We start from the raw sequence: 11,785 nt of genomic DNA on the forward strand, positions 1-11,785 counted from the left end.
TCGAAAAAACCGCTGCGAACAGCGGTTTTCGAGGGAGTCAGCCTTCTGTGTTGAACGCGTGCTGTAAGAGCGGTGCTGCAACGTGCGCTCATCCATCCTCACGGGCATAGATCAGATCCCAGACCCCATGGCCAAGCTTTTCGCCACGGCTCTCGAACTTGGTCAACGGGCGGAATTCCGGTCGCGGCACATAGGGCGCGCTCTCGGCAGACGCCGTGTTGCGATAGCCCGGCGCCGCCTCCATGACCTCGACCATGTGTTCGGCGTAGGCTTCCCAATCGGTCGCCATGTGCAAATATCCGCCAGGCGCCAGACGCGTGCGTACCAGTTCGACGAAGGCCGGCTGCACGATGCGCCGCTTGTGATGCTTCTTCTTCGGCCAGGGGTCAGGGAAGAACAGTTGCAGCCCCGTCAGGCTCGACTCGGGTAGACACTTACCGAGCACTTCCAACGCGTCCTCGCGGTACACGCGCAGGTTGGTCAGGCCGCGCTTATCCGCTTCGTCGAGCAGCTTGCCAACACCCGGCGCATGCACCTCGATGCCGATGAAGTCGGTCTCGGGATGTGCGGCGGCTTGCTCGACCAGCGACTGACCCATGCCAAAGCCGATCTCCACGACACAAGGCGCCTGCCGGCCGAACAGCGTCTCCAGCGACTGGCGGCCATCGGCCACGCTTAGCCCCAGGCGTGGCCAGACCTCTTCGAGCCCCCGCGACTGGGCAACGGTCATGCGCCCGGCACGCAGTACATAACTCTTGATACCCCGCGGCGCCCGCGAGGATGACGCCGAGCCCGCCTCAGGGGCGTTCTCGGGGGAAGACGATGGTGAATCACTCATGGGCAAGTCTGCGTTGTCGATCAAGTAGCGAAGCAGGCCGTGCGGGCCGCGATAAGGTTCAAGCGTTGATGCGCCCGGCGAAGGGCGATGACGGGCTCGCCGATGCCCGGCGTGGCATGCGTTCGGCAAGATACGCCTCACGCCCTGCCTCCACCGCCAGTTTCATGGCATGCGCCATGCGCACCGGGTGTCGTGCGTTGGCGATGGCAGAATTGATCAGCACGCCGGCGCAGCCCATTTCCATGGCCAGCGCAGCATCCGAGGGCGTGCCGATACCGGCATCGACGAGAATCGGTACCTCGGCATTGCCGAGGATGATCTCAAGCGTTGCCGGATTGAACAGGCCATGCCCCGAGCCGATCAATGAGCCCAGCGGCATCACCGCGCAACAGCCGATGCGCTCCAACTCCTTGGCGACGATGGGATCATCACTGGTGTAGACCATGACATCGAAACCGTCGTTGACCAGCGTCTCCGCGGCCTTGAGAGTCTCGACCACATTGGGGTAAAGCGTGCCATCGTCGCCCAGCACCTCGAGCTTGACCAGGTTGTGGCCGTCGAGCAGCTCGCGTGCCAGCTTGCAGGTCCGCACCGCGTCCTTGGCGGTATAGCAACCCGCCGTGTTGGGCAGGATCGTGTAACGGCTCGTCGGCACAGCGTCGAGCAGGTTGGGCTCATCGGGATTCTGGCCCAAGTTGGTGCGGCGCACCGCGACGGTGACGAGCTCGGTGCCACTCGCCTCGACGGCGGCGGCGGTCTCGTCGAAATCCCGGTATTTGCCGGTACCCACCAGCAGGCGTGATGAGAAGACGCGACCGGCGACGGTCAATGGGATGTCCTGGCGCTGCTCAGCGGACATGACGAACCTCCTGGCGTAAAGGGAGCCGCCGACGCGGGTGGCCGCTTAGTGGCTCCGCGCGTCGGCGAGCGAGTAACATCAGCCGCCGCCGATGGCATGCACGATTTCCACACGGTCGCCCGGGGACAGGCGCGTCTCGGCATGCTGGCTGCGCGGCACGATTTCCTCGTTGACTTCGACGGCGATGCGGCGCCCGGTCAGTGCAAGCTGATCGATCAACTCACTGATCGTCAGCTGGGACGCGAGCTCGCGATGATCGCCGTTGAGCTGAATGTGCATGGCGGCCTCTCACGTTAGGTGGGGAGAGACCGCCATTATAACGCCAAATGCCGTGTTCAAGAATCCTTGGACGGCCATACGTCGTCATCTACCTGGTCGGGGCGCTTGAGGATCTTGGGGTCGAAGCGCGGCTCCTTGACGCCTTCGCGACGCTGGCGCTCGTAGTCCTTGAGCACACGCATGGCGATCGGCGCCAGGATCAGGATCGCGATCAGGTTGGTGGTCGCCATCAGCCCCATGGACAGATCGGCGAAGTCCCATACGAAGGTTAGTTGCGACACCGAGCCGATCATCACCATGGCCAGCACGGCCAGGCGCAACGCTTGTACCGCGCCCTTGGCATGGCGCTTGAACATGTACTCGATATTGACCGTGGCGAACGAGAAGTTGGCAATGATCGAGGTGAAGGCGAACAGCAAAATCGCCACGGCGATGAAGACCTCACCGAAGCCGCCGAAGTGATCCGCCATCGCATCCTGGGTGAGCTGGATGCCGACGATGTCCTGTCCCGGCGAATTGGCCATCAACTTCTCGTAGACGCCGGAAAGCAGGATCACCACCGCCGTGCAGCTGCAGATGACCAGGGTATCGACGAACACGCCGAACGACTGCACCAAGCCCTGCGCGGCAGGATGCTTGACGTTGGCCTGGGCCGCCGCATTAGGCGCCGAGCCCATGCCGGCCTCATTGGAAAACAGGCCACGCTTGATGCCGTTCTCCATCGCCGTCTTGATGGCATAGCCGGCCGCGCCACCCACTGCGGGCCCATAGCCGAAGGCACTCTTGACGATCAGCGCCAGCATATCCGGCACTGCGGTGATGTTGAGCGCCAGCACCACCAGCGCCACCAGCAAGTAGGCGATGGCCATGATCGGCACGATCTTCTCCGCCGTGCGCGCGATGGACTTTAGCCCGCCATAGATGACCACGGCCACGACACCGACCAAAATCAAACCGGTGACCCAATTGGGCATGCCGAAAGCCTGGTTCATGCCCTGGGCGATGGTGTTGGCCTGGGCGCCGTTGAATGCCAGACCATAGGCCACCAGCAGAAAGAAGGCGAACAGCAGACTCATCCAACGCCAGCCGAGCGTGCGCTCGATATAGTAGGCGGGACCGCCGCGGTACACACCGTCTTCGTGGCGCTTCTTGTAGACCTGCGCCAGGGTCGACTCGACGAACGAGGTGGCGAACCCGACCAGCGCGGTGATCCACATCCAGAAGATCGCCCCCGGGCCGCCGATCCACAACGCGATGGCCACACCAGCCAAGTTCCCGGTGCCCACGCGCGCCGCCAGCGACGTGGCAAATGCCTGGAACCCGCTGACGCCTTCGCCCGCGCCACGGCTATTGAAAGTCACGCGCGCCATGTGACCGAACAGCCGAAACTGCATGCCACGCGTCAGCACGGTGAACAACACCCCCGCGCCTAACAAGAGATAAACGAGAATATACGACCAGATGAAATCGCTGACAGGGGTCATCACCGCGTAGATAGCATCGTGCAGCGGTGCGACGAGACTGGCGAGAGAGTCCATGGATTAATGCTCCATTATGATTCTTGAGATCGGCAAGGCCGCGACGATACGCCATCCCGAGAAGCTTGTCATGGCGTAAGCGACGCCATAGGGTAAGCGCCAGCGCGGCGATACTGAGCCCCGGGATGACGTTCCGGCGTTCACTCACCGTTTCAGCATAGGTCAGCGGCATGGGATGCAATATGCACAAGCGTCGTGGATGGACACTCGTCGCCTTAAGCGGCTTGGTGGTGGTCATGGCGGGCGCGTTCGGCGCCCACGCGCTGGGCGGCACGCTCACGCCCACACGACTCGACGCCTTCGACACCGGCGTGCGTTACCAGGCCTGGCACACCCTGGCCGCCATGGCGGTACTCATCTGGCGGGCGCAGCAACCGCTTAAAGGGCAGCGGGCAGTGCTCTGGCTATGGAGCATGGGGATGGCGGCGTTTTCCGGCTCGCTGTACCTACTGGCCCTGACCGGCGCCCATTGGCTGGGGCCCATCACGCCGCTCGGTGGACTGTTGCTGATGGCCGGCTGGCTGACGTTAGCGATATGCGCCTGGCGTCAGCGCCCCGCTGATTGAACCGACGTCAGTCATCGTCCTGATCGGGCAGCGCATAGGTTGCGGTGACGGTGGCCACCGGTTCCTCGTCGTCGGCGGAAAACAAGTGCACCTCGCCGACCGCCAGGCGCTGGCCCAGCTTGACGACGTGTGCATTGGCGATGAGATCGCGGTCGCCGCGGGCGCGGCGCAGGAAATGGCAGTTGAAGTCCGTGGTCACCGCCATCGGCTCCGGGCCGATCTGGGCCAGAATCGCCACGTACAGGCAGACGTCCGCCAGCCCCATCAGCGTCGGCCCCGAAATGCAGCCCCCGGGCCGCAAGTGCTCATCCTCGATGGCCAGGCTCATGGTCGCGCGCATCTCGCCCACCCCTTCGATGGTGCCCTGGCGGTGCGGAAAGACCTCGTCGAGAAATTCCTCGATGGCGGCGGCGGTCATCACGGTCATGGCAAGTTCTCCCCTGGCAACGGTGCTCGAGACGGCGGCGCAGTGGTCAAGATAGCGCAACATCACCCGAACACACACTACCGTGCGGCCCTCACCGTCTCACCTTCTCCTAAAACGGATTTGCGCCAGAGCTCATGCACCTCCTACAACACCACCTGACATTACCCTGAATCCGCCGGATGGCTTATAAGATTAACCTGACGCCCGCAACTACGCCGGTATCTTCGGTACTCTCCCCACCCTCACGGGACAAATCAGCAGTATCGCCATACTCTTTTTCCCAGTAAGCGCCTACGTAAGGCGCGACGCGGCGGGTCACCTCATAACCCAAACGCATGCCGACACGCACGGAGTTCAGCCCTTCGCCCACGCCAAATTCTTCGACTTCATTGGCGGCCATGGCGATTTCCGTGCGTGGCTGTACATAGAGTCGCTGAGTAAGTCGAAAGTCATATTCTCCCTCGAAACTAGCGGATACATCTCCTTCGTCACTCACTTGCAAGGCTACATCGGTCTCAATTTCATATGGCATAACCCCTTGCAACCCAACGACACCGTAGGTTCGCTCTTCATGATCATCAGAGAACACACCCCCTTGGTAACCCACGCCACCCTGCAGCTCCCAAAAATCGGCAATCAACCGGCTATAGAGTAGCTCCAGGGACTCAAACTCGGCGTCTTCACCGTCTCCCTGAATATTTTCACCTTCCGATTTTACGTACATACGGTTAACGTCGCTGCCGTACCACCCCTGGAAGTCCCATACCATGGCATCCTTACCATTCTCCGGAATACTATATTCAAGCCGATCAAATTGTGCCGTGCCTTGATTATGCTCCACGATAGGGGATGGCCAGCCATCAGGAGCATCGTAACCATCATCAGCTTTAGCCAAGGAAGCAAAGATGAATGCCGCACTCACACCCACGAGGTAAAGTTTTATCTTCATACTGCCTCCTCAAGAAACCTGAACAACGCGGAACATGCCAGCTTCCATGTGGTAAAGAAGGTGACAGTGAAAAGCCCAGCTTCCTTCCGCATCTGCCGTGATAAGCGCGGAGACCCGCTCACCGGGCTTCACGTTCAGGGTATGCTTGCGTGGAATTAACTCACCCTGGCCGTTTTCCAGCTCCATCCACATACCGTGAAGATGAATGGGGTGCTCCATCATGGTGTCATTGATCAAGATCAGGCGCAGACGCTCATCCTTTTCAAAGTGGATAGGGCCTGAGACTTCGCTGAATTTCTTGCCATCGAACGACCACATGTAGCGTTCCATGTTGCCGGTCAAATGCAGCTCCAGCTCGCGGCCGGGGCCGCGCCGGTCAGGCCATGGGGTGAAGGCTTTCAGGTCGCGGTAGACCAGCATACGGCGCTCGTCGGGGTCGATGCCGATGCCTGCCTCGCCATAGCGTGAGCCCGGCTGGGCCTCACCGGCCACAAGCATGCCATTCTCGCGCGTCTTGGCTTTTTCTTTCGCCATGCCGTCGCCGCTGCCGTGGTCCATGCCCTCCATGTCTCCGCCGGACATATTGGAGTGGTCCATGCCCTCCATGTCATCTCTGGACATGCCGGAATGATCCATTCCTTTCATGCCCACCATTGCGCCAGCTGCCATCCCTTCCATCCCGCGGTCGGCAATTTGGCGGCGCTTGGGGATTTCAGCCTGCATGCCATCACGTGGGGCCAGGGTGGCACGGGCGTAGCCGCTGCGATCCATTGATTCAGCAAAGATCGTATAAGCTTGATCGTCTTCGGGGGAGACCAGCACGTCGTAGGTCTCGGCCACACCAATGCGGAATTCGTCCACAGGCACGGGTTGCACTGGCTGGCCATCGGCGGCTACCACGGTCATTTTCAGGCCGGGAATGCGCACATCGAAATACGACATCGCCGAACCGTTAATCACTCGAAGGCGCACGCGCTCACCCGCCTTGAACAACGCCGTCCAGTTCTCCTCGGGGGCGCGGCCATTTAGCAGGTAAGTGTAAGTGCTGCCAGTCACATCGGCGATATCCCGCGAACTCATGCGCATTTTTGACCACATTCGGCGCATTTCCACCGTGTCTGAAAAGCCTTCACGTCGAACATCGGCAAAGAAATCAGCCATCGTGCGCTCTTGGAAGTTGTAATAGCCTTCCATGGTTTTCAAATTACGAAATACCGACGCAGGATTTTCGAAAGTCCAGTCAGTCAAAAGCAGCACATGCTCGCGGTCATAGCGGAAGGGTTCACGCTCGGCGGCATCAACAATCAGCGGCCCCACATGCCCCACCTGTTCCTGAAGGCCCGAGTGGCTGTGATACCAATAGGTGCCGTTCTGGCGTACGGGAAAGCGGTAGGTAAAGGTCTCGCCTGGCTCAATACCGGCAAAACTGACGCCCGGCACGCCGTCCATGCCGGAAGGAAGAATCAAACCGTGCCAGTGGATTGAGGTGGGTTCGTCGAGCAGGTTGGTGACGCGTAATACGGCGTCCTGGCCTTCCTTAAGGCGGATCAGCGGGCCGGGGCTGCTGCCGTTAATACTAAAGGGGCGAGCCTCTTTGCCGTCAATCGGAATGGACTCACGGCGAATGGCTAATGCCACCTCTGGCCCTTCTTCAACGCCTTTGGAATAGACGTTTGTGCGCCCCCAGGGATTGGCCCAGGCAGGACTCATGCCCATAGCGGCTGCGGAGCCCAGCCCAAGCGCAGCCCCCCCTTTCAATATCTGGCGGCGCGAGAAGGGGCGCGATACAACAGGTGAGCGTGCCATGTACAACTCCCGTTAGGTTTTACATGGCCCTATCCTGCCAGAACAAGCTGAATCAAAACTGAACGAACTGTTACCTCGCCCCCTCTGCCAAGGTCAGCGTCACCTTAGCGCGCAACCCACCAAGTGAGCTATGGGAAAATTGTGCGTATCCAGCATAGCGCGCAGCTAGCTGAGTCAAGATGGACAACCCCAAGCCATACCCCGGATGGCGCTCGTCCAAACGCTTGCCCCGCTCGCCCAACCTAGGCAAATCGCTTTCCACCACACCAGGGCCATCATCATCGACGGTTATCACTAGCATTTCTGTTAATAACCTTATATCACAGCAAATATAGTATTTCGCCCATTTACCTCCATTATCTAATAATATACCGAGCATTTCCGAAAAGTCGTGGGGCTCTATGGGTATCTGATCCCGGTCAACATTAGAATACGTTATTTGGAACTCTTTTTCCGGGTAAAGACCACGAAACATATCTATAAGGCGAGGACTATCGTTCATTAAATGAGTCACCCTCCCCATATTGGGACCCGCGATTCGAGAGCGGCGCAGCTCAGCATCAAGCTGAGCATTAATACTTTCTATCCTTACGAGCAACTTGAGGCGTCGATCATCATCAATTGGCCGATTCCCACGAAGCACCTGTGTCACGGCAGCCAATGGCGTCTTCAACGCGTGAGAAAGATTCGCCGCCGACTCACGCGAGTGCTGTAAGCGTGAATCTATATCATCCATGAAACGGTTGAGCTGCTCGACGAGGACATTCAATTCGGAAGGTACCAATACTGAGAACCGCCGACGCTGCCCCGCTTGTAGTGCATCAAGTTGTTCGCGTAGTTCCCTCAATGGCTTCAAGCCACGATTGACTGCCAACATGTTAAGCACTATCAATACTATTAACAAGGCTCCTGCGACCGCCCCCACCCACCAATGCAAGGTTGCAAGCCCAGCCTCCACTTGTGAAAAGTCTTCCCCAATAAGCAAAACACCGTTACTATCTTCCCAGCTAAAATGGCGACGATAGACCAGTAAGTGGCGCCCCCCCTTCTTCTACTTCTACCAAGGAATCACGGTCACTTGCGAGCAGTGGAGAAAGTCTTGTCTGCCACTTCGGATCCGAGGCACTAACACTATCGCCAATAGACAGCACATACAGGTGGTGAAAAACCTGATAACTTTTGCTCACAGACTGTAATGACTCAGGGACCAGGGAACGTTCTTCACCCAACTGAGAAACAGCATGATCGGCCTCTCTACGCAGGCGCTCACCAAGAAAGTCCTTGGCGATACTTTCCAAAAAAAAGCCGTGCATCAACCATGTCACGACCACGACTATAAGCGCCACGCTTCCTAGCCAAGCTAGCAGGCGAAACCGCAAGCTATGCCAATCAATGCGATACAAATAAGTACCCCTGGCCGCGGCGTGTTTGTATCAACGCCTTACCTAAATACCGGCGCAGCCGGGCAACATACACTTCCACCAGATTAGACTCAGCTGCATCTTGTTCAAGCGCATAAAGTTGATCGAGCAAATGATCTTTAGAATGCACACGATCGGGATGGTGCATTAGATAACGCAACAGTCGAAATTCAGTTGCCGTTAGCGAACGCCAAGGAAGACTTTCTGTACAAACCGACTGCCCAGCCTCATCTAAGGAAACCCCGTTAACTGTCAATATTTGAGATACACTACCAGAGCGACGCCTAAGCAATGCTTTAAGTCTCGCCAATAACTCGGCCTCATGAAACGGCTTTGTCAAATAATCATCTGCGCCAGTTTCTAATCCAGACACTTTATCTTCCCAAGTATCCCTTGCCGTAAGAACCAAAATAGGCATGTCACGATTTTGCTTATGCCAATGTGCAACCAATTCAAGCCCAGAACCATCAGGCAGCCCAATATCGACAACAGCCAGTTCATAACATTCGGTTGCCGCAAGCGACGTGGCCGCCTTTATAGAGTCGGCCACGTCAACGAGGTAACCGTTGTCCTTCAAGCTTTCCGCCAGGCTTTCGGAAAGCAGATCATCATCTTCGAGAAGCAACAGTCTCATATATTCACATCATTTTACTGTAACATTACCATACATGCCTGACTCATAATGACCTGGGATGTTGCAGGCATACTCTAAGCTTTTATCACTGTCAGGAGCTGTCCAAACCAGCTCTTTGGTCTCACCGGGTTCAATGGTCACCGAAGCCATGCCATCACCACCTTCCGACATATGGTGTCCCCCATCGCCTTCACTCATTTCTTGCATCATATCACGATGTTCCTCTTGAGCAGACTCGTCTCCGATTGTGAACTCGTGTTCTATACTACCCGTGTTAGTGATCTCGAATTTAATGGTTTCCCCGGTAGAGGCCTCAATGTCCTCAGGATCAAACCACATGTCTCCCGCTTCCACCGTGATGGTGCGATCAACGTCAGCGTCACTCACCTTTTCGCTATTTCCATGCCCGGCCGAGGCCCAGGAAGCCGCCGCCAGCGTACTCAACGAGATTGCCAAAAGGCTTGATACCAGATGCTTCTTATACATCAGTGTTCTCCTACAAAAGTGGATGTCTACCCTTTATAGAGGCACAACCTGAAATGATCCTGAATACATCTACTTAGTTTGCTAACAAACAAGCCATGATCATTTCTACAGCTTGACCTTTGGGCTACACAAAGGCTGTACTCTTTACCTTAGGATAGCACTGCCAAGAGGATTTTCATGATGAATTCAGAATGTTTCGCTTTAATGGGCTCAATGGGATGGATAGGGTGGCTTATGCCACTAACATTACTTTTGCTTATTGGATTAAGCATTGCTTCTCTTATTAAGTACCTTTTCAGGGGGCCTCATGAAGGATACAGGCATTAAACAACTCCTTGCTTCACTACTGGCATGTAGTTTCTTGGCAACAGGGGCAGTGTCGGCAAACGACCTACCTGATGAAGCAATTCTTTACAAAGACCCCAGGTGCGACTGTTGTACAGCTTATGCACATTACCTTGAAACGCAAGGTGTCAGGATCACGATCGTGGATGATGTTGCGCTGGATAGCATCAAGAAGCGAGCAGAAGTGCCCAAGAATTTGGCTTCATGCCATACCCTTAAAATGGGTAAGTATTGGATCGAGGGTCACGTTCCTAAGAAAGCACTAGCAACGCTTTTCTCTAAACAACCAGATATAAATGGCATTGGCCTTGTCGGCATGCCGAAAGGATCCCCAGGCATGCCCGGGGCTCAAGAAGCACCCTTTAAAATCTATGAATTTAAAAATAATAAAGACCATTCTTTCATGACTTTTTAGAAAATATTTTCATCGCAGCCTGGCTTTTAGAGGGGGGCATCTCCCCTCCTTTTTTACACACGACAAATTCTTAACCAAAGCTATTGATTTTTCCCTATCATTTTTTCCCAAGTTCCGTCACGATGTACTAGGCGATGCAATATCGCCATAAACACATGTCCTGCAATCAACGCTGTCAGTATATAAGCAAGTGGGCCATGCAGCTCCTGAAAAATCGTATCCCATTTTGTGTCAAGACCTTTTGTCAGAAGAGTATCAAAAACTAAAACGGGATAACCTTGCAATAAGCCACTCAACGGGATAGCGATCAGAACAACGTATATACTAAAATGCCCAAACCTTACCATTATACTTCTACTTCGTGGCCTATGCTTTCTCTGCACCAACAACCAGATCATGCGGAGCAACATTACCCCCAAAATAGAAACCCCTATCGTCATATGCCACGGCTGTACATACTGACTAAAAATATTCTTGGGGTCCCAACTACGCATATATACATCGGCTAGCTGTATAATGACCAATATTGCAGTTATCCAATGCAATACGCGACTAACAACACCATAGCATTTATATGAGTCCGTTGCCTTCATTATCCACACCCCATGCTATTTTAGGATTGCACACTACAAGAAGAACCGGCCAACCCCAATCAGCCGGCCCTTAATTTACCATGCATCACTTATTGATATTGGGTGTGGAGTTGGTAGATATTCCGACTTTCATGAGCGCCTCCCATGGTAGTGCTTCCAGTAACCATAAGCTGATAATCTCCTGGCTCTAATGACCTGACAAGAGAAAAGTGCCCATCAGGATCTGACGCTGCGGCAACCATTTCTCCTGATGCGTCATAGAGCACCGCCTTCAGATAGTTTCCACGGCTAGAGCTACCAGCATAGTGCTCACTTGTTACTGTTAAAGTAGTCGGCTTATCAATAGGCACGGTGTATCGGTTTTCGTTGCCATTGCTAATCATCTGACTCGATGAAATACCATCTTCTAGCACGGGAACGCCACCGTCATGACCAACGCTCGCAACAGCAGGAATTGCTAACACGCTGGAGATAAAAGCTGTCAATGCAATCATTTTCACTTTCATGGCACACCTCATTTCATTGGGTACAAATACTTTATATCCCATAAAGCTGAAATGAGTATTAAAAACACCCTTACACTATGCGGCAACCATGTGCAGCCTGACGAGCGACGTAGCTCGCCAAAC

At 55.5% G+C, this 11,785-nt stretch carries 15 protein-coding genes; 2 read left to right on the top strand and 13 right to left on the bottom strand.

All coding sequences use genetic code 11. The annotated features are described in order from the left end of the window. Positions 1-88: 88 nt before the first annotated feature. The 4 genes from trmB to L1075_RS14250 form a co-directional block, all read right to left on the bottom strand. The gene (gene trmB / locus L1075_RS14235; protein ID WP_246894383.1) at positions 89-838 is read right to left on the bottom strand and encodes a tRNA (guanosine(46)-N7)-methyltransferase TrmB; all 750 of its coding nucleotides are present in this window, start codon (positions 836-838) and stop codon (positions 89-91) included. 58 nt (positions 839-896) lie between these two features. Beyond that, the gene (locus L1075_RS14240; protein ID WP_246942458.1) at positions 897-1,697 is read right to left on the bottom strand and encodes a thiazole synthase; all 801 of its coding nucleotides are present in this window, start codon (positions 1,695-1,697) and stop codon (positions 897-899) included. A gap of 78 nt (positions 1,698-1,775) precedes the next feature. Beyond that, entirely contained in the window at positions 1,776-1,976 is a 201-nt protein-coding gene (thiS, locus tag L1075_RS14245; RefSeq protein WP_040240072.1) for a sulfur carrier protein ThiS, read from the bottom strand. Positions 1,977-2,032: 56 nt separating this feature from the next. After that, complete coding sequence (locus tag L1075_RS14250; RefSeq protein ID WP_246942459.1) at positions 2,033-3,514, bottom strand: alanine/glycine:cation symporter family protein; 1,482 nt, start codon at positions 3,512-3,514, stop codon at positions 2,033-2,035. A gap of 182 nt (positions 3,515-3,696) precedes the next feature. On the opposite strand from L1075_RS14250, the gene L1075_RS14255 reads away from it, so the two are divergent. Next, positions 3,697-4,080, top strand: a complete 384-nt coding sequence (locus L1075_RS14255) for a DUF423 domain-containing protein (RefSeq protein ID WP_246942461.1) — start codon at positions 3,697-3,699, stop codon at positions 4,078-4,080. Positions 4,081-4,087: 7 nt separating this feature from the next. Here L1075_RS14255 and L1075_RS14260 read toward each other — a convergent pair whose 3' ends face one another. The 7 genes from L1075_RS14260 to L1075_RS14290 all read right to left on the bottom strand — a co-directional run bounded on the left by L1075_RS14260 (position 4,088) and on the right by L1075_RS14290 (position 9,803). Beyond that, positions 4,088-4,507, bottom strand: coding sequence for a PaaI family thioesterase (locus L1075_RS14260; RefSeq protein ID WP_246942464.1), 420 nt, complete (start codon positions 4,505-4,507; stop codon positions 4,088-4,090). Positions 4,508-4,691: 184 nt separating this feature from the next. Next, positions 4,692-5,456 (bottom strand): copper resistance protein B, encoded by a 765-nt coding sequence (locus tag L1075_RS14265; RefSeq protein ID WP_224113345.1) that lies wholly within the window; start codon positions 5,454-5,456, stop codon positions 4,692-4,694. 9 nt (positions 5,457-5,465) lie between these two features. Beyond that, positions 5,466-7,262, bottom strand: a complete 1,797-nt coding sequence (locus L1075_RS14270) for a copper resistance system multicopper oxidase (RefSeq protein WP_097021404.1) — start codon at positions 7,260-7,262, stop codon at positions 5,466-5,468. 70 nt (positions 7,263-7,332) lie between these two features. Continuing rightward, on the bottom strand, positions 7,333-8,139 hold the full coding sequence (locus L1075_RS14275) for an ATP-binding protein (RefSeq protein ID WP_246942466.1): 807 nt from the start codon (positions 8,137-8,139) through the stop codon (positions 7,333-7,335). A gap of 130 nt (positions 8,140-8,269) precedes the next feature. Further along, entirely contained in the window at positions 8,270-8,665 is a 396-nt protein-coding gene (locus L1075_RS14280) for a hypothetical protein (RefSeq protein WP_246942468.1), read from the bottom strand. Further along, positions 8,652-9,317: a response regulator transcription factor gene (locus L1075_RS14285; protein WP_097021405.1), complete on the bottom strand. Its 666-nt coding sequence runs from the start codon at positions 9,315-9,317 to the stop codon at positions 8,652-8,654. The genes L1075_RS14280 and L1075_RS14285 overlap by 14 nt, the downstream gene beginning before the upstream one ends. 9 nt (positions 9,318-9,326) lie before the next feature. Then, a complete protein-coding gene (locus L1075_RS14290; RefSeq protein ID WP_097021406.1) occupies positions 9,327-9,803 on the bottom strand; it encodes a cupredoxin domain-containing protein in 477 nt (158 codons plus the stop codon). 307 nt (positions 9,804-10,110) lie between these two features. On the opposite strand from L1075_RS14290, the gene L1075_RS14295 reads away from it, so the two are divergent. Next, the gene (locus L1075_RS14295) at positions 10,111-10,563 is read left to right on the top strand and encodes a DUF411 domain-containing protein (RefSeq protein ID WP_097021407.1); all 453 of its coding nucleotides are present in this window, start codon (positions 10,111-10,113) and stop codon (positions 10,561-10,563) included. A gap of 80 nt (positions 10,564-10,643) precedes the next feature. On the opposite strand, the gene L1075_RS15890 is transcribed toward L1075_RS14295, so the two are convergent. Both L1075_RS15890 and L1075_RS14300 read right to left on the bottom strand, forming a co-directional pair. After that, on the bottom strand, positions 10,644-11,156 hold the full coding sequence (locus L1075_RS15890) for a cytochrome b (RefSeq protein WP_378111394.1): 513 nt from the start codon (positions 11,154-11,156) through the stop codon (positions 10,644-10,646). 89 nt (positions 11,157-11,245) lie between these two features. Beyond that, positions 11,246-11,662 (bottom strand): hypothetical protein, encoded by a 417-nt coding sequence (locus L1075_RS14300; RefSeq protein WP_143748557.1) that lies wholly within the window; start codon positions 11,660-11,662, stop codon positions 11,246-11,248. Between the last annotated feature and the right edge of the window lie 123 nt (positions 11,663-11,785).

This window comes from Chromohalobacter beijerinckii (assembly GCF_023061185.1).
GTDB classification, from domain to species: Bacteria; Pseudomonadota; Gammaproteobacteria; order Pseudomonadales; family Halomonadaceae; genus Chromohalobacter; species Chromohalobacter beijerinckii.